This window comes from Candidatus Bathyarchaeota archaeon, assembly GCA_018396705.1.
Lineage (GTDB): Archaea > Thermoproteota > Bathyarchaeia > Bathyarchaeales > Bathycorpusculaceae > DRVP01.
Genome location: JAGTQZ010000009.1, coordinates 74,478 through 96,705, shown reverse-complemented (window position 1 = coordinate 96,705; position 22,228 = coordinate 74,478). Strand labels below are relative to the sequence as shown.

The window sequence follows — 22,228 nt, the reverse complement described above, 5'->3', positions numbered from 1 at the left end:
CAAAAGCTGGGACATATGTTCTTAGTCTATTAAATCCGAGTAAGGAATATGCAGTACTGGTAGAGCTAAACTATTCCGTCAAATCATGGCATAACATCGGTTTTTGGACCTGTACACTACTCATCAATCTCTCTTGGGTACATATTTTGTTTATGATCTTATCCATTACACTTACTGCGATTGGATACTTAAACGATATACTGGAGAAGTTGCTGGGCGCGAAAATATTGGTTATGAAGGAACTTGTGAGCTATAAAAGCCCGGAATTACCAGTAAGGATAAGAAAAGCAGCAGAGAAAAAATGAGACGTGTTAGTAGGCGGATACGCCTACGAAGCGTAGTTTTTTCAGTTTAACCATCGGCACGGTTGTCGTTTCTAGTGTTAATAGCTCCTTTCCAATCATTGGGATTTCCTTCAAAGCGGATAGCATGCTATCTGTGAAGCGCATGTTGACAATGGGCTTTGTTATTTCGCCATTTTCTATTAGGAATGTTCCGTCTCGTGTCAGTCCAGTTAACACAAGCTTTGTGGGTTCAACTGGGTTAACGTAGTGGAATGTGTTGACGAATATACCATGTTTTGTTTCGGCAATAGCCTCTTCTAAGGTGGTGTCTCCAGGCTTCATTATCATATTGTAGGGCAGGGGCATTTCGCCGTAAAAGTCACCTAGCGGTGGAAGTGCATGCCCCGTGCTTTTCTTGCCTTCCTTGCCTGCTGTAAAGGAGTTGTAGCATATGCTTTTCTCTGAAACCACGCCATTTATTATGAGATCTAACGGCTTTTTTGGAACACCTTCACCGTCCACAGGCACCGCGTAGAGAGTTTTCGGGTTTCTGGCATCATCAACCACGTTAAGTTTTCTGTCGAAAACCTGCTGGTTTGCAAAAAACTTGACAAAAGACTCTCCATCTTGGTAATACCTAGCCGAAAAACCTACATACCCCATGTATTCTAGAATTACAGCCACAGCCAGAGGAGACAAAACAACCTCGTATTCGCCAGGTTCAATCTTTACTGGATGGAGACTTCTCACAGCTTTATCCGCGGCGTCCCCAGCCAAAGCTGCTGGCTTAAGTTCTTTCACCTTCCTAGAGTACTGCTGAGCTGCACCGAAGCCCTCTGATTCACCGTTCCTTGCTATTACTGTGGTTTTCATGTAAGCTAAGGAAAGCTGAGCCCAGGCTGAAATCCCCAAGGAATTTGCAACAGCATAGCCCAGCGAACCCGTGGATAAGTATCCGGCAACAGCGGCTACTTTAGGCGACTTAGAATGGGCTGTTTCAACGGCTTCCACAACCATTTCAGCCCTAAAATCAGGTGTGCACTCGGCTGTTTGCCTATCAAATGCTCCACGCATAGGCTTCCAGGGCTCCGATTCTGGAAGGCTTTGGAAATCCTTGTTTGATGAGGAAGCTCTTGCAATTTTGACTGCTTGCTCCACAACTGCTTTTACACTTTCTTCCTCAAGAGTGTTCGCTTGAACAGTGCTTATCCGCTTATCCCTCAAAACAACTTTTATTGCGATTCCGCCACTTTTTTGGGCAATATTCTGGTGAATCTGAGAGTTTGCAAAACGCGTCAAGGAATTGTCAACCATAAATGCTACAGCCTGCGCTTGACTGACATCCTGTTTTAGGGCATAATCAACAATTTTTTGGGCTATTTCCCTAAGCTCTTCCAGGTCCATACAATCTCTCCTACCCCACGAGTCCAACGCGAACCTTCCGGAAGCGGGCTGTTCCACATCCATGCCCTACATACATTACTTGTCCGGGTACACCTTTGCCGCAGTTCGGTGTACCCCACATTTTCCAGTCGTCTTTGCTTACAGCATCACATGAGCCCCAGAACTGGGGCGTTACACCCATATATGTTGGATTTTTAACCATTCTTTCAATGCTTCCATTTTTTATTAGCCAACCTATCTCAGTGCCGAACTGGAAGTTTATACGTTTGTCGTCTATGCTCCATGAACGGTTCGTAATCATCAAAACGCCCTCTTTAGTGTCTTCAATTATCTCATCCGCCTTATAGTCCCCTGGAAGTAAGTTGATGTTTGTCATTCTTATAAGCGGCAGAGCCAAAGGCGAGTCAGCCCGCATGCCTCCACTGCTCTCTTTAAGACCAAGCTGAGCAGCAGTTTCCCTTGAACTCTGATAGCCCACGAAAATGCCCTCCTTAATTAGGTAGACTTTTTTCGCTTTTATACCTTCGTCGTCGAAGCCAAAGGTTCCAAGTCCAAAGGGCACGGTGGCGTCTGCAACAATATTCACTTTTTCAGAACCGTAACGGAATTTTCCAAGCTTTTCAGGTGTCAGAAAACTTGTACCCGCATAGTCGGCTTCTGTTCCCAAAACTCTGTCAAGCTCCGTTGGGTGCCCGCAGCTTTCATGAATCTGCAGAGCCAGCTGGTCGCCCCGCAAGATTAAGTCCATTTCTCCGGAGGGACACTTTTTAGCCTCAAAAAGTTGGATAAGCTCTTCTCCAACGTTTTTGGCGTGATCCAACAAGGCTAAGGACTCGAAAAACTCGTAGCCGCTTGTAGCGAAGTCTCCACGGAAAGCAGACGGATAAGATCTTACTTGAACTTCTGAGCCTTTAACAGCTATGGCGGATATTCCGCCGCCACACCATGTTATCTGCTGGTTTATCTCGGCGCCTTCGCTGCTCATGAAAAACTTGTTTTCACGGTAACCACGATAGTGAGCATAGGAAACATTCACAAGCGGTGAAAACTCCTTCAAAAAGCGGCTGGCCTCAACTAGAACTTTAAGCTTCTCTTCCAACGAAACTTTGAATGGATCCTTTTTGAAACTTGTGGCATACTTCTCACGATAAATCTTCTCAGCTGCTAAAACAACCTCCTTCTTCTTTAACATGGCACTGGCCTTCGCAATGTCTACGGCCAGCTTGACACAACGTTTAATCTCCTCCTTTGATACATTAACCGAACCTGCAAACCCCCATGCGCCATTGACAATCACTCTTACGCCGAACCCTTTTAGCTGCGAAAAAGATGTCGTTTCAGGTTCGCCATTCTTCACCGTCAAGTTCTCGTTTAAGATTTCGCTAATTCTGATGTCAGCGTAGGACGCGCCTCTTTTAGCAGCCTCCTCTAGGGCTAATTTTCCAAAATCTATGGACATTTGCAACACCATCGCGTCTATCTGGACAGTTTAGATGATGATTCTAGCTCTGATTTTAAGCTTTGGCAAGCGTAAAGTTTAAAGGTTTACATCATGTTAAGAGTCGAATGCTTCCATTAGCAAAGAGGTTTAACTGCTTGAGCGAAGAAGAGGAAACTCTAGAAGAGCGTAAAGCAAAAATTCTAATCAAACTCAGAGGCTATAAACTCATCAAAAAAGAAAAAAATAAAGATTTAGCAAGCTATATTGTTGAGTCACCAAAAGAGGATAAAAAGAAAATCTTAATTTGGTGTGTTCCAGACGAGACTGTGGGCATACAGACTATAAACCGCATGGCAAAAGCCATGAAAGAAGCCGAGGTAGACCATGGAATACTCATAGCAGACGGACGCTACACCAACGCCGCAAAACAAACCGCAAAGAAAAAACGCGTAGAACTTTTGCCAAAAACTTTCCCTGTTTTTGACATTTTCGAGCACAAGCTTGTGCCAAAACATGAAATCTTAACACCAGAGGAACGTGAAAAACTTCTAGCCCAATACAGAGTGAAACCATATCAGCTTCCACAAATAAAAGCTTCAGACCCGGCGGCCAAAGCCATAGGCGCAAAACCCGGTGATATCCTACGCATAATCCGAAAAAGTCCTACAGCAGGCGAACATATTGCTTACAGATACGTAGTAGAATAACAGAACAGAAGAAAGTTTACACGAAAACTATACAACCGAAAAAGGCTTAGAAGTTAGAAATTATTCTCTGTAAGATAAGCATACCCTACGTTCCGTTTTCGGCGTTTGTAGCGTTATTTTTATAAACCAATTCGATGTGAATAGGGAAACACATCGAGATGATAACTCTTGGAAGATGAACACAGACCATCACTCCTCAAGGTTTTAACGGCACTTGTTTTCGGTTTGTTGCTTGGTGTAGCGGCTGGCTTAATAGGCGTCGGCGGAGGCGAGTTTAGAATGCCTGTACTACTTTACGCTATTGGTCTCCCTGTTCTGATGGCTATAACTGTAAACCTTCTGGTGGGCTTGTTAACGGTTATCGTCTCCTTTTTCAGGCGTTTTCAGCTTGGCTTGTTAAACGGACACTGTTTAAATGTGGCTTTAGTCATGTCAGCCACGTCTATCGTTGGAGCCTATATCGGAGCGCTTTTAACCGGAAGGATTCCGGAAAAGCTGTTAAAGCGTGTTTTGGCAGTATTTCTGATAGCGATAGGTTTGAAGATTGGTCTTGAGCCTTTTGTCAATTTCCCCTTTGGATTTGCATTTGCTTTAAGCGTTTGGGAGGAAGCCCTTATAGCAGCTTTAATCGGCTTAGTTATAGGAGTTATATCCGGAGCCCTTGGTGTAGCTGGCGGCGAGTTTAGAATACCAGCGCTCATATACGTTTTCGGTTTAGATATTGTTGCCGCAGGGACAACAAGCCTTCTTGTTTCAATACCAACAGTGGCCTCAGGCTTTCTGAAGCATCAAAACATGGGACACATGAATAGGAAAGCAGCCCTCATAGCAATTGCAATGGGCGCAGGCTCAGTTGTCGGCGCCTTCGTGGGCGCATCTTATGCAGGAGTTGTCGAGAAAGAAATTTTAAAGGTATTGCTCGGCATAATCCTTGTTTTGGCAACCGTGCGGATGGTAACTAAACCTTAGAAGTTTTCCCTCCTCTTTTAACTCATGTAAAATTACAAGAGCCTCGCCTAAAGGTATCCCAAGCTTAGCCGCTAACTCTTGAGGGGTAACATCCGGTTTCTCGTGGAGTATAACGTCTCTAGTGTAAACCTTATGACGCGGATACATAACCATTGCATGAACAGTCTCAACTAGTATGGGCCAAAGCTTTTCCCTTACGTATTCTTCAAGGCCCATAGCCCTTCACAGAGATATCTGTAACATGTGGTTATTCAGTTTATTCTAAAGAACTACCAAGACTTTACGGTCTATTGCCAAACTCCTCAAAGCTTACAATCTTTTCAAGAGGCTTTCGACGCCTAATTAAATGGAGCGTTGCGCCCGTAAAGTCAATTTTCCTTCTCGGATAGCCAATTGCCAATAACGCTACAACACGATAGTTCTGCGGGATTTTCAATGCTTCCCGAATATAATTTTCGTCAAAGCTTCCAACCCAACATGTACCAAGCCCCATGCTTGTAGCCGTTAAAACCATATTCTGCATGGCTATGGCAACATCTACCATAAACCATTTAGGAGAAGCCTTCTGGTCACCGCAGCCAACAATGACGACCGGCGCCTCTTTGAGGAAACCTGCAAACCTAGCTTTAGCAAGTTCTTTCCGCTTCTCAAGGCCGGTGACAACTATAAAGTGCCAAGGCTGAATGTTACTGGCTGAAGGCGCAAGCCTACCAGCTTCCAGAATCCGTAGAAGTGTTTCTTTAGGCACCGGTGTTGGTTGGTAAGCTCTTACCGAGCGCCTCACCTGAATAGCTTCAAACACTTCCATTCAAGACGCCCAAAATGTGGTATGCTTTGCGCCTGAGATAGGTTTTACTGAGTGAAACGTCTCAAAAGGTTTTCCGGGGCAAAGTTTTATCTTTAACTTTCTTGTTAAGCTAAAAATTCCAAGGGATTAAAGCATGATCAAGGCGGTTATCTTCGACCTAGATGGAACAATAGTAAAATTTAACATTGACTATAAAACTATAAGAGCTGAAGTTAGAAGTTTCTTAATAAAAAATGGGCTGCCTGCCTCGGTTTTATCCACAAACGAAAGTATATTTGAGATGTTGGAGAAAATGGAGATTTTTATGAGAAATAATGGTAAAACAGCAGACCAAATAGAAGAAAACCGAAGAAAAGCTTTGACAATAGCTGAAAAATACGAGTTGGAAGCTGCCAAAGCCACAAGCCTACAGCCCGGGATAAAGGAAGTTCTGAAAGCCTTAAAGGATATAGGCCTAAAGATGGGTATATGCACAGTTAACAGTCAAAAATCAGCAGATTACATATTGGAAAGATTTGGAATAAAAGATTTCTTTACAGCGGTGATTACAAGAGAAAAAGTTAAACGTGTAAAGCCTAACATAGAACACTTACAAGCAACCCTAGAAGCCTTAAAAGTAAGCCCCAAAGAAGTTTTAGTTATTGGAGACAGCCAAGCTGACGTCAAATGTGCAAGAGAGCTAAATGCCACAGCGGTAGGCATACCCACAGGCACATCAACACTAAAAGAGCTTATAGACGCAGGAGCGGATTACTTAATAACATCAGTAACGGATATACTGGACTTAGTAAAGCAAATTAATTCCAGAAACGCTTAACAACCGAAGTAAAAAATTCAAGCAACTGAAATTTATTGAGGAAAATTTTGAAATAAATTTTTAGAAATGAGAATAAAAAGGTTATAGAGGCTTAAAGTAGTATCTCGGCCATTGGGGCCACTGTTGAGTCTGCTGAAGTCCCCCGAATTCCATTTTTAAACGCATCCCTATTTTTATTCCATCTAATGGTACATCTCTAATCATTCCCGGAAGTTTTATACCATTTTCAAGCTCGACTATACCCACTGTATATGGAGCCATGTTTTGGAATTGCGGCGGTGCAACGTGAATTATTGTATATGTTAAAAGTTTGCCGGTTGTTGGAAGGTCAACCCATTCAAATTCTGTTGAGAAGCAATTATCACATAGCGGCCGTGGAGGTAAGTGAATTTTTCCACACTTACGACATTTCCCGCCCATTAGCTTTTTCTGGCAGATATTTTTATAAAACTGCTCGATTGTGAAGTTTTGCGGTTGAGCAGTCATACCTCTGTTCACCCCCGCTTATAAATGTGAACTGTAGCTGTTGCCCCTGAACCACCCACGTTATGTGACAAGCCTATCTCAGCGTCTGCCACTTGGCGTTTTTCAGCTTGCCCAGTAAGCTGCAAATATATTTCGTATGCTTGAGCTGTTCCTGTTGCTCCTACCGGGTGGCCTTTTGCTTTCAATCCTCCGCTTGTGTTTACAGGTATCCTTCCCTTAAGCGATGTTTCGCCGCTTTCGGCTAAGCGTCCTCCCTCGCCGGGCTTGCAGAAGCCAAGGTCTTCGTATGCTACTATTTCAGCTATGGTAAAACAGTCATGTACTTCCGCTACATCTATGTCTTCTGGTTTTACACCTGCCATTTCGTAGGCTTGTTTTGCAGCAAGTTTAGCCGCTTTAAGTGATGTTAACTCTTCTCTTTCGTACAAGCCTATCATATCACATGCTTGTCCGCTGCCGATTATATGGACTGGTGCGTCTGTGTATTTTTTGGCCAATTCTGGCCGTGTCAGTATTAGGCAGCTTGCCCCGTCAGTGATTAATGAGCAGTCAAAAAGTTTTAGAGGCCAAGCAATAACTCGTGATGACAAGGCTTGTTCAAGGGTTATCTCCTTTTGAATATGCGCTTTCGGATTTAAGCTCCCATTATAATGGTTTTTCACGGCGACATGCGCCAACTGCGCCTCTGTTGTGCCGTACCTGTGCATATGTGCCGTTGCTATAAGCGCATACAACCCTGGAAAAGTTAAGCCATGCCACTGTTCAAATGGAAAATCTGCAGCCATTGCTAGAAACTCGGTAACCTCAGGTGTGCTTCGATGAGTCATTTTTTCAACTCCACCAACCATAACAACATCACAAAGACCTGAAGCAACAGCGTATACAGCTGCCCTAAGTGCGACTCCAGAAGAACTGCAAGCAGCCTCGGTTCTCGTTGCCGGGATGTGCAACACTCCAGCCCAGTCTGCTGCTATAGCACCGGTGTGTCCCTGATGTTCATAAGATTCTCCCATATGCCCAATGAATAACGCTTTTATGTCTTTTTTAGGATCTAAGCGTGGACAACGTTCATAGGCTTCTTTAGCAGCTTGGGCGAAAATTTCGCGGGCACACAGCCCTTCCAGTTTTCCAAATCTTGATAAGCCTGCAGAAACTATCGAGGCCAGAGGTTTTCCCTTCAACTTAACTTTCCTCCAGACACCTTGGAAAAGAATCATAGTTAAAAACAAGTATTTAAGTTTCTTAGTATCCCATCCATCTTTTCAAGGAAATAACTTTAAGTTTGACATCGACAGAGAGAAGGGAGTGCGAACTAGAGGAGTGAATAGTGAGCAACACCGGCGGAAAAGTAAACCTATTGAAACTTTCATGGGTTAGAACATCCCTAATTTTTGGGTTAGTGTTTCTTGTCGTTGGTTTAACAGTCATCTTCATTATCAAATTTTTTGACATGAGCAAAATGCAATTTCTTTTGAATGCCAAAAGTTTTGTCAGGGAATACGGTTTTATAGGGATATTTTTCATGACAATTTTGGCTGGGACAATAGTGCCTCTTGGAAGCCCCGCCCTTGTAGTGGCTGCCGCCTCTTTTGGGCTTAATCCGGTTTCGCTTGCCTTAACAGCTGCTACTGGTTTTACGATAGGAATGATGATAAATTATTTTCTGGCTTACCGTCTTGGGAGACCGTATATTAAAAAGAAAGTGGGTGTTAAGGAACTCGAAGTGGTGACGGTTTTGTGGAACAGGTGGGGTTGGGTTCTCTACGTCTTGTTTGGAGTCATTCCAGTGTTGCCAGTGGAGTTCCTTGCGTTGGTATGCGGGCTTTTGAAGACGCGTATTCAGACATTTTTGGTTTTAAGCTTCACACCTAGATTTTTTGTTTTTATGTTGCTCGCGCATTTTGGTGAAGCATTAGGCAGCTGGGTTGGGCTTATTTGAAAATTTTTGTTAAAGCTATTTTCGGATTGGTTGTGGGATAGCGATCAAAGTTTGGGTTCTGCGCACACCATTAATCTGTTGAATTTTCTCAATTATCCTTCCAAGTTCTTCAACTTTGGCAAACTCCACGAAAACGGCAACGTCAAATTGACCAGTAACTGCATGCGCCATCCTAACACCTTCAATTTCTAATATCGCTTCAGCTACTTCCCAAATCATGCCGGGTTCAGTGTTTACTAAAATATAGGCTTCCAAGAGTATCACTCAAAGTTTACTTGCAAAATCAAAGATAAAAAACTTAAGAATGAACTACAAAATCTCTGTTGTGGAAGAGTTAGCTAAGTTCGTTTTTAGTAAAGCCTTTTCAGCTGGTTTAGGTTTTTCCATAGGTCTGAGTACGGCATTATTGACATCTAATGCTTTTAAACTGCCGGAGAAACCAGTTAAACAAGTAATTATATGCCCAAAATGCGGTGGCAAGAACAGCCCTAGTAACAGGTTTTGCTGGCACTGCGGTAGGGCCTTATACTTGAAGCAGTCTACATGTTGTCCAAAGTGTAGTTTGTCCATGCCTCTAAGCGTGAAGTTTTGTTGGAGGTGCGGCTCTCCGTTAAGTGAGAAGTCGAAATAGAAAAATGGGAATGGGTTCTAGCCCAGTTTTGCTCCACAGTTTCCGCAGAATTTCATTCCCGGCGGATTCTTTGCGCCACAGTTTGGACAAGTGGTTTCTGCGGTTTGGGTTAATGGCGAGCCACATTGCCCGCAGAACTTCATTCCAGCAGGGTTTTCAGCGCCGCACTTTGGACATTTGATTTTTGCTGGTGGCGCTAAGCTTGAGCCACATTGCCCGCAGAACTTCATGCCGACAGGATTTTTGGCTCCACAGTTTGGACAGATAACCACTTGCTGAGCTTGGGCTGTCTGGGCTTGCTGTAACTGTTGCGCCATCAAGAAAGGCATTGTTAAGCCTACGCCTGCGCCCAAGCCTGCGGCAGCTGCGCCTCCGCCCTCGGCTCCCTTTAGTTCGCCTGCTGTTTCTTTCATATATTGCATCATCATGGCTTGGGCGCCCAGTCCAGAGGCAAAGCGCCTAGCTTCTTCGGGTATGTTTATGCCTTCGAAAACACAATCAATTACTTTTAAGCCAACTCTCGCGGCTTCGTCGCTGATTTTCAGGGCTACTTTATCTGTGGTGACATCTGCATTTTTCACAACCTCAAAAATATCGTGGCGGCCGAACTCGCTTATTATTCGCTCGTTAATAAAGCCTCTAATGTAGTTTTCCACGTCCCGAGAAGTGCTTGCACCTCGGTTGCCAAAAAACTCTACAACAAAAAGTTTAGGATCCTCAACCTTATAAAGCATGTAACCATAAAATCCTATTTCCGCCTGATATTTTATATCTCCACTTGGTGCGGAATACGCTTTCCCGCCAAAGTTCGCTCGGAACTGGCTGTTGCTGACAAAGACAACTTCACAGTCGAAGATGTCACCTATAATCCCTAAAGCTTTCAGGGCACCAGTTAAGAGCGGAATATTGTTGCTAGTTATAGTGTGTCTTCCAGGCCCAAAAACATCATAGGCTTTTCCGTCGCGGAAGAAGACTGCCCACTGATTTTCTTTAACAATGACTTGGCTTCCATATTTAAGTGTGAGCTTTGGAAAACGGTAAGCAATATCCTCTGGTCCAGCATTATCCCATGCGACACGCTCAATTATTGGCATCTAACTTAAACCTCCAAGGGTCTAAACTGTTTTTCACGTTCATCCCATTTAGATTCAAAACCAAGTATTAAGGATTTAATGTTCCGCGCCTTGGCGATGGCATCCGTCCAATTTCCAGTCTGCATATCATTGTAGAGTTCATCCACAGCTTTAACGATACTTTGAAGTTCATCGTTTAAAGCCTTATCATAGTTTAGAACGCGAGTTAGTTCGGTTTCACGTATGCTTCCCTTACGGTCCATCAAACCAGCATAACCATAATCGGCACGGTGGACTTTCTCGCCGACACGATCAATGACTTGAATAACCTTTTTGAAGTCCTCGGCAGCTTTCCCGGCGTTTAAAGCTGCGAGGTAAATTTCTTCCCACTTATGGCGCAGACTCTTGAAGTCTGCATAGTAAAGGTCGCGGAGTTTTTTGTCAATCTCCCGCACGTCCTCCCTTGTAGCGTAACCCATCCTGAAAACATTTTGAATTTTTGCCAAAAGTCCCTGCCTATCCTTAACCTTTTCCAGAGTTTCTTTTTCAGACATTCAAATTCCTCTAACGCCTAAAATATGTAATACCCTCACCTAAACTTTACCCTTAATGCATCCATGCGGGCTTGTCGACGGTGTTTATTTTAGAATCAGCGGGTAAACCTCTTTAACTACGTATTCAAGGTATTTCTCCTTGTCTGTAATGTTAAATATGGTTACGGAAGCATCTCTTGTTATGCCAACCACGTAGCCGTATTCTCTTGAGCTGGCCACAATATACCACAAGTCGCCGTGCTTGCAGTAGTCTTCAAAAAGTGAGGTGTTCACTAGGTCAGGTCCATAAAGTGAAAGTTTATTCACGTTTGGAATATCAACGTTATCGAAAAACGTGATCTTAGTATCCTCTGGATTTTTCAAGTGGAAATCGCGAAGTGCTTCCGGTGGAATGCGTGCTTCAACTATGCCGCCGACTCTGTCAAAGAGGATTTCGCTGAGCTTGTTCGCTATGAAATTGGCTAAACGTTTCCTCTCAACAATTGTTAGGAATGTTGCATCCTCAAACGGGGAAAAACAGAATAATGCTTCAATTGTACGGGGAAATGGTGCAACTTTACCTCTGTGGAAAACATGGATTACATAGTCATGGGAGTAAACGCCTCTCAACATGTTTTCTTCCGGTTTTAGTAGAAGACCCCCAACTTCTGTTATAAGCGTAAACTGGTAATCACCTTCTTCATAAGGTTCTTCAACGTGGTAGCCGTTAAGCTTGGAAGCAATTTCATCCAAAGAAAGTTTTTCTAAAAGTCTAAAAACCTTGCCGGCAACAACCATAGCTATCAATAACTTTTACAAAATTTTAAAACTAAAGTTTTACGCTTAAAAGGGTGGACAGAAAAACATAGATTAAATGATGTAAGACACTTGCGGTTTTTCACTGTGCCCGTTGAGTCTTCCAAAAACTATCATCCAATTATTGGTCTTTTGATCTCTGAACATTATGATGCTCGAGCAGCCCGCCTCTTTCGCTATTTTGGAGCTTTCAAGTAGACTTTGCAAAAATTCCGGACTCCAATTGCAGATCATTGACATTTCTTCACCATGTTTATTTACGGCTCTTAAGTGTAGAAAGTAGTCCCCTATAGGAATTTCTTTTACAATGCATGTTTCATCCGCTTTTTGCATGACTTCTATTGTGTGAATGAGAAAGCTGTCGTCTTGATCCTTTATTATCAAGTGAAGGCCGTTTCCAACAAATGTGTACATGAATTTCTCCATTATTTCAAGTTTGTTCACGTTTTTCCCTCGACTTTGAAGAAGTATGAATTGTTTATAAGGGGTGTTCTGGAAAAGAAAATATGTCGTTATTCGTAAGACGTAATATTTATTAGTTTGTGCGTCGCACTTATATACAGACAGAGGTGAAAACGTGCCGAATGAAGTAATTACTCCCCAAACAGAGACACAGGCCATCCTACACGTAAAGGACGAAGAAATTGAACAATTCGCTAGACTTGCCCAACCGTCAATTTTAGCAGTAGGTCTAGGCGGAGCGGGATCAAATATAATAACATGGATAAAGGAAAAAGGCATAGTCGGAGCCAAACTTGTAGCAGTAAACACGGACGCAAATCACTTAAGGATAACAAAAGCTGACAGAAGAATCCTAATAGGCGCAAACCTAACTAAAGGTTTAGGCTGTGGCGGATACCCTGAACTAGGAGCTAAGGCTCTACTTGAAAGCGCAGACAGAGTCGTTCAAGAAATAGCTGACGCCAACATAATATTTCTGGTTGCTGGATTAGGAGGGGGAACGGGAACAGGCGCCATAACTGCATTGTCGGAAGAGATGCGTAAAAGGTTTGAAGAGTCGCCAATTCCACACTTGATTATAGGCGTTGTTACGCTTCCCTTTGACGTTGAAACCGCCAGAATGGAAATAGCAAAGAAAGGTTTAGATAGATTAAAAAGATCATGCGACACCGTTGTTGTGATTGATAATAACCGGCTTGTTAAAGTTGCTGGAAACCTTCCCTTCAAAGAAGCTTTAGGTGTGGCAAACACCACCATTGGAAAATTCATTAAGGGCATAACCGAAACAATAACAACAGCCAGTCTAATCAACCTAGACTACGCAGATTTAAGGGCAATAATGCAGGGAGCAGGCCTTGCCTCAATAGGGGTAGGCGAAGGTACAGGAGAAGGCCGAGTGGAGCAAGCTGTCGAAAAAGCCTTGAACGGACGTCTCTTAGACATAGAAGATGTGACAAAAGCCCGTGGCTTGCTTATACATGTTTCTGGCGGCGAAGACCTAACCCTTTTCGAGGTCAGCCATGCTGCGGAAATTATGAAGCGTTCGCTACCACCAAAGGCGAAGGTAATCTGGGGCGCAAGAGTCGACAAGGAAATGCAGGGAAGCGTCTCAGTCATGGCCGTCGTAACAGGTGTAGAAAGCGCATTCTTAAGACGACGCGAAAAGCGCATAGGCCCCATCAAAATACGATAACACCATCCTCTTTTTCTATACAACACTCACTCCAACTCTAATAGGTTCATTTACAAGTTGAATAATCAAGAGAATGGCCATTGGGCTTCTCATCAGCCGACAGAAACAATCTATAAGACAAATTCTTGTTTTGTGTTTTGACGCGATTTCAATGGGGGCGGTAATATGAATGAAAAAGTCGTGGGAAAAATATAGCGATTGCATCAGAAATTGTTCATAATTCTTTAGTTGGTCTTGTTAGGATTATTGTCAGTTATGCATCCATGGTAGCCTTTAAGAATTGAGATGGAGGCAATTGGGGGTAAAACGATCAACTGCAAGTGTGGTCAGATAGGAACACAACATCCTTATGCCTCTCAGATTTCTGCTTTGGATGCTCAAATTAGTCAGCTTCAAATGTGGCTTGAAGGAAATATTACACTCCTTAATTCGCTAAAAGTATAACATGGATGTACAGCAGGCAGTTCCTTCTATGGTTTTAGCCCGATTGTTTTAATAAAGGTTTTTAACCTCTATCTTATAGTGCAGCTGGAGAAACAGAGGCAAAACAGTGCTGATAAGTGAAGTAATCCTTGAGAACTTCATGAGTTACGAGTATGCTAGGGTACCCTTTAAACCCGGTGTTAACGTTGTTTGCGGTCCTAATGGTGCTGGAAAATCTTCGCTTTTGTTGGCTATTTCGGTGGCTTTAGGTCAGTCCTATACTGAGCGTTCCAGAAGGTTGAGTGATTTGATCCGTTGGGGCAAAGATCAAGCTCGTGTTACGCTTATTTTGGATAATTCTAGGCGAAGCGGCAAACGGCCTGTTTCAAAGTTTAACAAGGATCAGATTTTTTTGACACGTGTCTTAAGACGGGATGGCAAGTACTGGTTTGAGCTTGAAAACAAGGCTGTCTCGAAGCAGGATGTGGAGAGGCTTTTAGCTAAGCTAGGCGTTGATCCGGACAACATGTTGATTATCATGCACCAAAACATGGTGGAACAGTTTACGGTGCTTTCCCCGCAGGAAAAGCTCCGCATGGTTGAAGCGGCTGTTGGACTTGAAGCTTACCGCGAAAATGTTTTAGAAGCCCAAAAAAAGCTTACCCGCATACTCAGCCAAGAAGAATCCATAAGCAAGCTTTTGGAGTCAGCGGAACAGACGCTTAATTACTGGCGGGAACAATACGAAAGACTTCAAGAAAAGAAGCAACTAATAGCTAAAAGACGCTTCCTGGAACGGGAACTTGCGTGGGCTGAGGTGAACCGCCGCGAAAACATTCTGGAAGAACTAGAAGCTAAACGTGAGAAAGAACAAGCATTACTGAGACAGATCGAAGCAGAAGCCAAAACAGTCGAAGAACATCTTCTAAGCCGGCAAAGTCAACTTGAAAAATTGAGAAGCGAATGGAGGGAAAAACTTAGCGGCCTCATAAGCCTTGAACGGGAGAAAGCTGGAAGTCAAGCTACAATTTCGCTTTGCGAACAACTAATGACAGAAACGGCACTTATAGAAAATGAAGCTGTGATCAGCGGGCAACGTTTGAAACTTTTAAAAACTGGAAGTCTAAAAGAGCTTATGGAAATTTCAAAACAGAAAATTTCTAAGCTGGATGAAGAATTGAATAAGAGACTTTCGGAAATCAGAATCTTTGAGGGACATATGGAAAAAGTTGAAAGTCAAATTCTAGACGCGCGGGTCAAGCTTGCGCTGCTGAATTACCGGATGGAGAACGTGAAGGCAAACATTGAAGAACTGGATAAGGAGCTTAAAGACGCAAAAGCCCAACTGGATTTAGCTCTCAAAAAGGCTGAGGAAGGTGGTCCAAGAATAGCTACTATTAAAAGCGTCGGCGAAATTTTGGATGAAATTCGTGTGACGGACGGACATTTGGCTGCTTTAGCTGGCGTTTCAGAAGATGTTGAACGCATGTATGAATCTTATTCGCAGCTTTACTTGGAGCTTAAGGAAAAGGCTAGGCTTGTGGCGGAAAACCGGGAAAAAGCCTTAGTAGAAGTTAAGACGCGAATGCAAGCTTGGCGAACCGTCATCCAAAGTCTGCTGGATCGTGTAAACTTGGAATACCAGAAGATTTTGGCGCATTCGCAAGCCGTTGGCGAAATTAGACTTATAAACGAGCATGACATTGAGGCGGCGGGACTTGAAATCTTGGTTGGCTTTAAGGGCGGCAAACCGGTGCCGCTTAACGCCTACACTCAAAGCGGGGGCGAAAGAACCACAGCCACCATGAGTTTTCTGTTAGCTTTACAGCAGCATGTACGCTCGCCCTTCCGCGCCGTAGACGAGTACGACGTACACATGGACCCCAAAAACCGTGAATTGATAGCTCAAATGCTCATTTCAACAGTCAAGAATGCAGATGCCCAGTACGTGGTGATCACGCCAAGCCAAATAACTTTCGCCCAAGATGACGTCAACATAATTACGGTTCAGAATGTTGAGGGTAAATCTATAATTAAAGAGGTTGCCTAATGCAGTCTAAAAGTGAGCGCACAAAAATCGGAAGGGAGAGGCTTCAACGAGTAATTGAAATGTGTCGAACCGTTGAGGAACGCTTACTTGACCCCTTTTTGGTTGATGTGGACGAGATAATAAAGGTTATTAGGGAATTCTTTCCAGAATGGGAGCAGCCTGAAGACCTTTGCCTAGACGCTGAAGCAATAAACCGCCTTGCATCGGTCATTAGGCTTCAAAGTGAATGGGTTAAACATCGTTCTACTTCCCTCTACACAGATCCGTTCCTTCTTGAAGAGAAGATAAAACGTCTCGAAAAAGAAGCAGTTGTGGAAGCTTTTCTCGGTGCATGGCACCCAATAATTGAACTTGAACAGATTTCGCTTCACAGTTTAAAGGAGGCGCTACAATATTGGGAAAGCCTACCGCCATTAAAGGATAGATGGAAAGAGTTCCCCACACCAGAAGAAACTGGAGGCGCCGCTACACGTGAGGAGCTTATAAGGCTGAAGATCCTGCGGGATAAGGCCTTCACAGAAGAGTTGGAAAACTTCTGGAATGAGTTGAAAAAACTTGCCATTGAAAATGGCGAAAACGGCAGAGTCAGATATTGGGATTTTGTGGGCGCGGAAACCTACGAGGAAACCATTCATAGAGCTTTCTTGACAAGTTTTCTTGTCACCTATGGATATGCAACCCTTGAAGTTTACCCTTTAGAGGGGGAAATATTCATTAAACCTTTTGAGAAACAGCAGAGACGAACAACCAAAAAACAATTGGTTTCGCTACCCATAGCCATAACCCGCGAAGAATGGGAAAAATGGAGAAAAGGAGCTAAAGCCCGATGAGCAGGCAAAAAGCAGTTTACGCCAGCAAAATTAAACGCGCTGTTCACATGCTCTTTTACCGTCGACACAAAAAACCTGGAGTGAAGGGTTGGGAACTTCGGAAAGCTTTAGGCGCGGATTATCCGAAAGTGCTTAGCATATTAGACGAGTACCTTAAGCCGTTGGACTTGCAGGTTAAAATGGTTTTTGAAGAAGAAAAACCGCATTCTGAAAAACTGATGCCAGAAGAAATGGACAAAGCAAGATTTTACATAACGCTCCGAGGCGACTTGACGCCAAAAGAAGCTAAAATGGTTGGATGGCGTATAGACGACTTAGCCGGACTAGCCATAACAATAGCCTACATAATCTCAAAGAGGGGGAAAGCGCCCCGTAGAGAAGTGGAAGAACTGTTACGCGAAAAACTGCCAGGCTGGAAGGCAAGCCTAAACATAGACCGCTACATACGTTATGGATACATATCCCAAGACGAAAACGAACAATTATACCTAGACTGGCGGACAATGGCGGAAGTAGACCAAAAAGCGCTGATAGACTTGCTTCTCTCAAAATAGGCGCTATTTTTTGATTTTGCGGTAAATAAACGCTATTACATCGGCTATAATTATTGCAGTGAGGGCGAGCAGTGGACTGCCCAAAAACTGGTTGACAACGGATTCTTCTATGGCGTAAACACGATCAACAACAGAGAACACTAAAAGTGCTAGCGCCAAAAAGGTGACAATTAACTTTTCCTTCATGTACCTTCTGCTTCTCCAGCGTCTTTTAGGCGTTAGATTATGCTGACGTTGTGTATTTGGAAGTAGCGTTTAACAAGCATACGTAAACGTTCAGCATTTCTGCCATTTTTGCCTATGGCTACACCTTTTTCCCGCGGGTGAACAGACACCACAGCTATTGTTTTTCCGTCAGGTCTTTGGGTTATTCTAACTTCTTGAACAGTGGCAGGCTTCAGGGCATTTTTTATAAACTTAACAGGATCATCAGAGTATTCAATTATTTCATGTTTTTTGCCGGTCATGCGCTCCAGAAGTCTTATGTTTTTTCCGCCTTTTCCTATGGCAGCCCCTAAGTCGCCTTCTTTAACGACGAAGATTACGCGGCCCTGCCCCTCGTCGACTATGCAGTCTTTAACACTGGCGCCGCTTATGCTCTCGAAGAGCGCTATATATTTCATTTCAGTGCTTGTGAATTTTATGCCGCTGTTCATTCACTTCCTCCGCCAGACTCCATTTCTGTTTCAGTTGTTTTTATTAATCTAAAAATCTCTGAATCTCCAGGCTCTCTTATAGTTAACGCTGAAACCAAGAAGGGTTTTCCACAGATCATAGCCAAATCTGTAGAAGTACCCCTATAAACGACTAGGGGAATTTTGGAAAGCTTACAGTAGTATTCAAGGTCGCTGCGAATCTCTTTTGGGCAATTAGAAGCTATAATAATCATTTTTGCCCGCCCAGTTTTGGCGCTTTGTATGGCGAAGTTTGCGCCAAAGTAGACTTTGCCTGTTTTAACAGCCGTGGCTATTGCTTTATCCACGTCTATCATTTGTTTTCCTCCTTAGGTTCAAATGTTGACATAAACAATTCGACAAGTCCTGTGCCGACGGGTATGGATTGGCCGACTATGACGTTTTCGGTTACGCCCTCTAAGGGGTCGCTTTCTCCACGGACCGCCGCGTCAACAATGTTTGGAACCGTTATTTCAAAGGCTGCTCTGGCTAGGACGCTGGCTTTTTTGCCGCTTACACCATGTCTTCCGATCTGTTGCACCTCACCTGTGACCGTCATCATATCGGCCACAAGCATGACATGACGTATGTCGACATCTAGGCCCTGCTCCTCCAAGACACCCTTAGCCTCTTGTATAAGGGCGTTTCGCGCGGCCTCTATTCCAAGGGTTTTGGCTATTTCGTGGATGTTGTTGGTTGTTGTTCTTGTGGCATCTACGCCGTATGCTTCTAGAACTTTTGGAAGGTTTGAACCATCAGTTCTGATAACCCACTCACCATGCTCTTCGGTTACCAGAACCCGTTTAATGCCCGGAATTCCCTTAATGTAGAGATTTGAAACTTTCTCTAAGAGTTTCTTGAGAGCCTCCGATTTTTTCGGTTTTACATGAATACGGTTTCCACTTATCTTCACGGTGCAGTTTGCTATCTTCACTTTATCCTTCAGTTCTTCTATAGTGACGCCTCGATCCTCCATCATAGTTTTATTTAATTCCACGACGATCTCTTCGCGTACCGGGTCTTGGTAAATCGCCTGTGCAACATTCTCCAAAGTTGTGTATAATATGTTTCGTGCGATTTTTACAGCGGCCTCCCGGCTTTTTCTGTGTTTTTCGTCTAGATAAATAACCATTATCGGTGTGGATGGCACCCTCCGCGCGTCCACTATCTCGATAAGTCTCGGCAAGCCGAGAGTAACGTTCTGTTCTCTAACACCCGCATAATGGAATGTTCTAAGAGTCATTTGGGTACCAGGCTCACCTATGGATTGGGCGGAAACTATACCTACCGCCTCGCCGGGTTCCATTAGTGCACGCTTGTAATGTTCCACTGTGAGCTCTACGGCTTTATCAACGCCTTCTTTGCTCAGTTTAGCTTCGGTTAAGCCTTGTTTCAGTTCGCTTATGAGTAGTGGAGTTAACTGGTCTTCAACTTCTTTAAGCTTCTCCCTGATATACTCGGGTGGTGCAGGCTCTCCCTTCTCCAATCCAATTTTTATTTGTTCGATAAGGCGGCTGACATTTACTGCTTTTCCATGATCGCTTTTAGCCGGGTCCACACCGTCTTCGCCATATTTGAATTGGATGATGTCACCTGTTGAGCTTCGCACGGTTCCGTCATATTCTAGGCGTAGATGTTCAAGGGCGTTGATTAAACGCCTCTGCATATAGCCGCTTTGCTGTGTTCTAACAGCCGTGTCCACAAGGCCTTCCCTGCCTCCCATGGCATGAAAGAAAAATTCTATGGCATCTAACCCTTTTTGATATGAGGAATAAACAAAACCTCGTGCCTTGGGTGTTGGATCATCATGTTTAAAGTGGGGTAGAGCGCGGCCGATATATCCTCTCATTATTCGTTTTCCACGAACAGCTTGCTGTCCTACACATGCGCTCATCTGTCCAATGTTTAGAGCTGATCCTCTAGCACCAGTGCGTGTCATGGCTATGCCTGCATTTTCAAGTGTGAAGGTTTCCTCGGCAACTTTGCCAGCTTCGTCTCTAGCATTAGCCAATTCGTTCATTACGTAAATTTCAAAAGTGTCCTCTAAGGTTTGCCCAGGAAGCGCTTGTAGCGTGCCATTGCGATAACTTTCTATAAGTTCCCCTATCTTTTTCTCAACTCTTTCCATAATCTTTCTTATTCTGTTTTCTGCTTGCTGGGATAGAACGAGCTCTTCGTAGGAGTAAGTGAAACCTCGCATTGTTAAGAAAAGTTTCAGAACCTTTGTTACTTTATTTAGGAACTCGCGGCCGGTCTCTGCACCATAATCCTTTATTATTCTATGTAGAAGGCTTTCGGATTGTTCAGCGCCTATAGCTCGCCTATCGATCACCCCGCTTTTCAATTCACCATTTTTAACAACCACGTAAGCGTCGTGGGGACATTCCTCTTTTAAGCATTTAGAACATCCGCGGCATATGTTCGCCTTTAAGACATAGTTTAGGCCTTTTGGGAGGAATAGGCTAAAGATTTGTTTCCCACTCCACATCGGCTGCGGCTCTTTAATTTGGGGCTCGGGCAAGGGGCCTTCATATCCAGCTGCCACAAGCAGTCGGCAAACCTCGTCCTTGGTAAGGTAATTAGATTTTCTTGTGAAGAGATAAGCCGCCGTTATGAAATCGCGGATCGCCCCGATTATTGGACCTCCAAACCTTGGAGATAGTATCTGGTCTTGAACCTGCATTAGCAAGCGAGCTTCAGTTTGGGCTTCCTCGCTTTGGGGTATGTGAAGGTTCATTTCGTCTCCATCAAAGTCTGCGTTGTACGGCGGGCAGACACACAAGTGAAGCCTAAAAGTCTTGTATGGAAGAACACGCACGTAATGCGCCATTATAGACATTCTGTGAAGAGATGGTTGACGATTGAAGATTGCAATATCGCCATTGCGTAAATGTCGCTCGACAATAAATCCGGGTTCAAGAGCCTCCGCAAGTTTTTCCCGGTCAGCTACAAATTCAAGCCTTATCCGTTTTCCGTCAGGGCGAATAATATACGCTGCACCGGGGTATTGAAACGGCCCATTTATAACGAGCTTCCGCATCTCCTCAATATTCCATGGAGTTACTTTTTCAGGCACTGTAAGCCGCATGGCAACTTCGATGGGCACACCAACTTCGTTAATGTCAAGGTTTGGATCCGGAGAAATTACCGTGCGAGCTGAAAAATCAACCCGTTTCCCGGAAAGGTTGCTTCTAAATCTTCCCTCTTTACCCTTAAGCCTCTGAGAAAGCGTCTTTAAGGCTCTGCCTGAACGATGTCTTGCAGGCGGTATCCCCGAAGCCTCGTTGTTAAAGTATGTTGTAACATGGTATTGTAGGAGCTCCGCTAAGTCCTGAATTATGAGGGTCGGTGCCCCTGCGTCCATGTTTTCTTTTAACCTTTGATTAATCCGAATAATGTCCACAAGCTTGTGGGTCAAGTCATCTTCTGAGCGGATGCCATGTTCTAGAGTGATGGATGGCCGTACATAAACTGGTGGAACAGGCAACACTTGAAGAACCATCCATTCTGGACGGGCATTTTTGGGATCAAAACCTAAAAGTTCAAGGTCCCCGTCTGGTATGCGTTCAAGCCTCTCTCTAACCATGCTTGGAGTTAAAACTTGTGAACCGCTTCCCGGAATTTCTTCGCTGAATTTTGTTGGTTTTTCAAATGTTATCTTATACTGAGGAGCGTTACAGTGGGGGCAATTCTTCGCCCTAATTTCTTGGATCACTCTCTTGAAAACTTCGTCTGGAACATGTCCAAGAAGCTGCTTTATCTTCTCAATTCTAGCCTGCAATTTTTTGATGGAATCCTCTGAAAGCAGTATTCTTCCGCAGTTTCTACAAGTCACCCTTAGAAGGTCATAGATTATTCTTGCAAATTCTATATGAATTATTGGAACAGCAAGCTCAATATGCCCAAAGTGGCCTGGGCAACGGGCTGACGTGTTTCCACATGTTTTGCATCTTTGCCTAGGCTCCAGAGTCCCTAGACGACCGTCCATGAGGCCTGCAGTTATGGGCGTGCCATCTTCGTCATAGGTGTCAGGTGTTTGAATTTCAACAACCGAGAGTTTACGTATTTCCTGGGGTGAAAGCAGTCCGAAACGGATTTCGTCAACAACTTTGTGGGCAACTTCCTCTAACGCCAT

24 protein-coding genes are annotated in these 22,228 nt (G+C 43.9%); 9 read left to right on the top strand and 15 right to left on the bottom strand.

Translation table 11 applies throughout. From position 1 onward, the window contains the following. Positions 1-311: 311 nt before the first annotated feature. Both KEJ24_08630 and KEJ24_08625 read right to left on the bottom strand, forming a co-directional pair. Entirely contained in the window at positions 312-1,688 is a 1,377-nt protein-coding gene (locus KEJ24_08630) for a TldD/PmbA family protein (GenBank protein ID MBS7647884.1), read from the bottom strand. A gap of 10 nt (positions 1,689-1,698) precedes the next feature. Beyond that, positions 1,699-3,147: a TldD/PmbA family protein gene (locus tag KEJ24_08625; protein MBS7647883.1), complete on the bottom strand. Its 1,449-nt coding sequence runs from the start codon at positions 3,145-3,147 to the stop codon at positions 1,699-1,701. 344 nt (positions 3,148-3,491) lie between these two features. On the opposite strand from KEJ24_08625, the gene KEJ24_08620 reads away from it, so the two are divergent. Beyond that, complete coding sequence (locus tag KEJ24_08620) at positions 3,492-3,836, top strand: DNA-directed RNA polymerase subunit H (GenBank protein ID MBS7647882.1); 345 nt, start codon at positions 3,492-3,494, stop codon at positions 3,834-3,836. A 168-nt stretch (positions 3,837-4,004) separates the two neighbouring features. Next, positions 4,005-4,805, top strand: a complete 801-nt coding sequence (locus KEJ24_08615; protein MBS7647881.1) for a sulfite exporter TauE/SafE family protein — start codon at positions 4,005-4,007, stop codon at positions 4,803-4,805. On the opposite strand, the gene KEJ24_08610 is transcribed toward KEJ24_08615, so the two are convergent. Beyond that, positions 4,743-5,021 carry a hypothetical protein gene (locus KEJ24_08610; GenBank protein MBS7647880.1) on the bottom strand — a complete coding sequence of 93 codons (279 nt, stop codon included), beginning with the start codon at positions 5,019-5,021 and terminating at the stop codon, positions 4,743-4,745. The two genes, KEJ24_08615 and KEJ24_08610, sit on opposite strands and share 63 nt — an antisense overlap. Before the next feature lie 64 nt (positions 5,022-5,085). After that, complete coding sequence (locus tag KEJ24_08605) at positions 5,086-5,613, bottom strand: nitroreductase family protein (protein MBS7647879.1); 528 nt, start codon at positions 5,611-5,613, stop codon at positions 5,086-5,088. Positions 5,614-5,746: 133 nt separating this feature from the next. Here KEJ24_08605 and KEJ24_08600 point away from each other — a divergent pair, with 133 nt between their 5' ends. Then, entirely contained in the window at positions 5,747-6,430 is a 684-nt protein-coding gene (locus KEJ24_08600; protein MBS7647878.1) for an HAD family hydrolase, read from the top strand. Positions 6,431-6,511: 81 nt separating this feature from the next. Here KEJ24_08600 and KEJ24_08595 read toward each other — a convergent pair whose 3' ends face one another. Together KEJ24_08595 and KEJ24_08590 are read right to left on the bottom strand one after the other, a co-directional pair. Beyond that, positions 6,512-6,916, bottom strand: a complete 405-nt coding sequence (locus KEJ24_08595) for a Zn-ribbon domain-containing OB-fold protein (GenBank protein MBS7647877.1) — start codon at positions 6,914-6,916, stop codon at positions 6,512-6,514. Between the two features lie 8 nt (positions 6,917-6,924). Continuing rightward, positions 6,925-8,133, bottom strand: coding sequence for a thiolase domain-containing protein (locus KEJ24_08590; GenBank protein MBS7647876.1), 1,209 nt, complete (start codon positions 8,131-8,133; stop codon positions 6,925-6,927). Between the two features lie 110 nt (positions 8,134-8,243). On the opposite strand from KEJ24_08590, the gene KEJ24_08585 reads away from it, so the two are divergent. Beyond that, positions 8,244-8,855, top strand: coding sequence for a DedA family protein (locus KEJ24_08585; GenBank protein ID MBS7647875.1), 612 nt, complete (start codon positions 8,244-8,246; stop codon positions 8,853-8,855). 15 nt (positions 8,856-8,870) lie between these two features. On the opposite strand, the gene KEJ24_08580 is transcribed toward KEJ24_08585, so the two are convergent. Further along, positions 8,871-9,074: an Lrp/AsnC ligand binding domain-containing protein gene (locus KEJ24_08580; GenBank protein MBS7647874.1), complete on the bottom strand. Its 204-nt coding sequence runs from the start codon at positions 9,072-9,074 to the stop codon at positions 8,871-8,873. Between the two features lie 85 nt (positions 9,075-9,159). On the opposite strand from KEJ24_08580, the gene KEJ24_08575 reads away from it, so the two are divergent. Continuing rightward, positions 9,160-9,486 (top strand): zinc ribbon domain-containing protein, encoded by a 327-nt coding sequence (locus tag KEJ24_08575; protein MBS7647873.1) that lies wholly within the window; start codon positions 9,160-9,162, stop codon positions 9,484-9,486. Between the two features lie 17 nt (positions 9,487-9,503). Here the strand turns inward: KEJ24_08575 and KEJ24_08570 are convergent, their stop codons facing one another. From KEJ24_08570 to KEJ24_08555, 4 genes are all read right to left on the bottom strand, one after another. Then, complete coding sequence (locus KEJ24_08570) at positions 9,504-10,580, bottom strand: SPFH domain-containing protein (protein ID MBS7647872.1); 1,077 nt, start codon at positions 10,578-10,580, stop codon at positions 9,504-9,506. A 5-nt stretch (positions 10,581-10,585) separates the two neighbouring features. Next, positions 10,586-11,113: a hypothetical protein gene (locus KEJ24_08565; protein ID MBS7647871.1), complete on the bottom strand. Its 528-nt coding sequence runs from the start codon at positions 11,111-11,113 to the stop codon at positions 10,586-10,588. A gap of 84 nt (positions 11,114-11,197) precedes the next feature. Continuing rightward, positions 11,198-11,890 (bottom strand): hypothetical protein, encoded by a 693-nt coding sequence (locus KEJ24_08560; GenBank protein ID MBS7647870.1) that lies wholly within the window; start codon positions 11,888-11,890, stop codon positions 11,198-11,200. Between the two features lie 72 nt (positions 11,891-11,962). Beyond that, positions 11,963-12,352 (bottom strand): hypothetical protein, encoded by a 390-nt coding sequence (locus tag KEJ24_08555; protein MBS7647869.1) that lies wholly within the window; start codon positions 12,350-12,352, stop codon positions 11,963-11,965. A 199-nt stretch (positions 12,353-12,551) separates the two neighbouring features. Here KEJ24_08555 and ftsZ point away from each other — a divergent pair, with 199 nt between their 5' ends. From ftsZ to KEJ24_08535, 4 genes are all read left to right on the top strand, one after another. Continuing rightward, positions 12,552-13,562, top strand: a complete 1,011-nt coding sequence (ftsZ, locus tag KEJ24_08550) for a cell division protein FtsZ (protein ID MBS7647868.1) — start codon at positions 12,552-12,554, stop codon at positions 13,560-13,562. 550 nt (positions 13,563-14,112) lie between these two features. Further along, positions 14,113-16,035 (top strand): AAA family ATPase, encoded by a 1,923-nt coding sequence (locus KEJ24_08545; protein MBS7647867.1) that lies wholly within the window; start codon positions 14,113-14,115, stop codon positions 16,033-16,035. Continuing rightward, entirely contained in the window at positions 16,035-16,865 is an 831-nt protein-coding gene (locus KEJ24_08540) for a hypothetical protein (protein ID MBS7647866.1), read from the top strand. Before KEJ24_08545 ends, KEJ24_08540 begins: the two co-directional genes overlap by 1 nt. Further along, positions 16,862-17,419: a hypothetical protein gene (locus tag KEJ24_08535; GenBank protein ID MBS7647865.1), complete on the top strand. Its 558-nt coding sequence runs from the start codon at positions 16,862-16,864 to the stop codon at positions 17,417-17,419. The genes KEJ24_08540 and KEJ24_08535 overlap by 4 nt, the downstream gene beginning before the upstream one ends. Before the next feature lie 3 nt (positions 17,420-17,422). Here KEJ24_08535 and KEJ24_08530 read toward each other — a convergent pair whose 3' ends face one another. The 4 genes from KEJ24_08530 to KEJ24_08515 are packed head-to-tail and all read right to left on the bottom strand — an operon-like array spanning position 17,423 to position 22,228. Further along, positions 17,423-17,605 carry a hypothetical protein gene (locus KEJ24_08530; GenBank protein ID MBS7647864.1) on the bottom strand — a complete coding sequence of 61 codons (183 nt, stop codon included), beginning with the start codon at positions 17,603-17,605 and terminating at the stop codon, positions 17,423-17,425. A 32-nt stretch (positions 17,606-17,637) separates the two neighbouring features. Beyond that, the gene (locus KEJ24_08525) at positions 17,638-18,075 is read right to left on the bottom strand and encodes a NusA-like transcription termination signal-binding factor (GenBank protein ID MBS7647863.1); all 438 of its coding nucleotides are present in this window, start codon (positions 18,073-18,075) and stop codon (positions 17,638-17,640) included. After that, the gene (locus KEJ24_08520) at positions 18,072-18,410 is read right to left on the bottom strand and encodes a 50S ribosomal protein L30e (GenBank protein MBS7647862.1); all 339 of its coding nucleotides are present in this window, start codon (positions 18,408-18,410) and stop codon (positions 18,072-18,074) included. The genes KEJ24_08525 and KEJ24_08520 overlap by 4 nt, the downstream gene beginning before the upstream one ends. Then, positions 18,407-22,228: a DNA-directed RNA polymerase subunit A' gene (locus KEJ24_08515; protein ID MBS7647861.1), complete on the bottom strand. Its 3,822-nt coding sequence runs from the start codon at positions 22,226-22,228 to the stop codon at positions 18,407-18,409. Before KEJ24_08515 ends, KEJ24_08520 begins: the two co-directional genes overlap by 4 nt.

Bases quoted from the DNA above. Each gene is read 5' to 3' on its own strand.
- KEJ24_08540 (MBS7647866.1), top strand. From the start codon at position 16,035: ATGCAGTCTAAAAGTGAGCGCACAAAAATCGGAAGGGAGAGGCTTCAA.
- KEJ24_08600 (MBS7647878.1), top strand. From the start codon at position 5,747: ATGATCAAGGCGGTTATCTTCGACCTAGATGGAACAATAGTAAAATTT.
- KEJ24_08525 (MBS7647863.1), bottom strand. From the start codon at position 18,075: ATGAACAGCGGCATAAAATTCACAAGCACTGAAATGAAATATATAGCG.
- KEJ24_08565 (MBS7647871.1), bottom strand. From the start codon at position 11,113: ATGTCTGAAAAAGAAACTCTGGAAAAGGTTAAGGATAGGCAGGGACTT.
- KEJ24_08605 (MBS7647879.1), bottom strand. From the start codon at position 5,613: ATGGAAGTGTTTGAAGCTATTCAGGTGAGGCGCTCGGTAAGAGCTTAC.
- KEJ24_08610 (MBS7647880.1), bottom strand. From the start codon at position 5,021: ATGGGCCTTGAAGAATACGTAAGGGAAAAGCTTTGGCCCATACTAGTT.
- KEJ24_08590 (MBS7647876.1), bottom strand. From the start codon at position 8,133: ATGATTCTTTTCCAAGGTGTCTGGAGGAAAGTTAAGTTGAAGGGAAAA.
- KEJ24_08535 (MBS7647865.1), top strand. From the start codon at position 16,862: ATGAGCAGGCAAAAAGCAGTTTACGCCAGCAAAATTAAACGCGCTGTT.
- KEJ24_08620 (MBS7647882.1), top strand. From the start codon at position 3,492: ATGAAAGAAGCCGAGGTAGACCATGGAATACTCATAGCAGACGGACGC.
- KEJ24_08630 (MBS7647884.1), bottom strand. From the start codon at position 1,688: ATGGACCTGGAAGAGCTTAGGGAAATAGCCCAAAAAATTGTTGATTAT.
- KEJ24_08530 (MBS7647864.1), bottom strand. From the start codon at position 17,605: ATGAAGGAAAAGTTAATTGTCACCTTTTTGGCGCTAGCACTTTTAGTG.
- KEJ24_08570 (MBS7647872.1), bottom strand. From the start codon at position 10,580: ATGCCAATAATTGAGCGTGTCGCATGGGATAATGCTGGACCAGAGGAT.
- KEJ24_08520 (MBS7647862.1), bottom strand. From the start codon at position 18,410: ATGATAGACGTGGATAAAGCAATAGCCACGGCTGTTAAAACAGGCAAA.
- KEJ24_08595 (MBS7647877.1), bottom strand. From the start codon at position 6,916: ATGACTGCTCAACCGCAAAACTTCACAATCGAGCAGTTTTATAAAAAT.
- KEJ24_08515 (MBS7647861.1), bottom strand. From the start codon at position 22,228: ATGGCGTTAGAGGAAGTTGCCCACAAAGTTGTTGACGAAATCCGTTTC.
- KEJ24_08575 (MBS7647873.1), top strand. From the start codon at position 9,160: ATGAACTACAAAATCTCTGTTGTGGAAGAGTTAGCTAAGTTCGTTTTT.
- KEJ24_08560 (MBS7647870.1), bottom strand. From the start codon at position 11,890: ATGGTTGTTGCCGGCAAGGTTTTTAGACTTTTAGAAAAACTTTCTTTG.
- KEJ24_08625 (MBS7647883.1), bottom strand. From the start codon at position 3,147: ATGTCCATAGATTTTGGAAAATTAGCCCTAGAGGAGGCTGCTAAAAGA.
- KEJ24_08580 (MBS7647874.1), bottom strand. From the start codon at position 9,074: ATGATTTGGGAAGTAGCTGAAGCGATATTAGAAATTGAAGGTGTTAGG.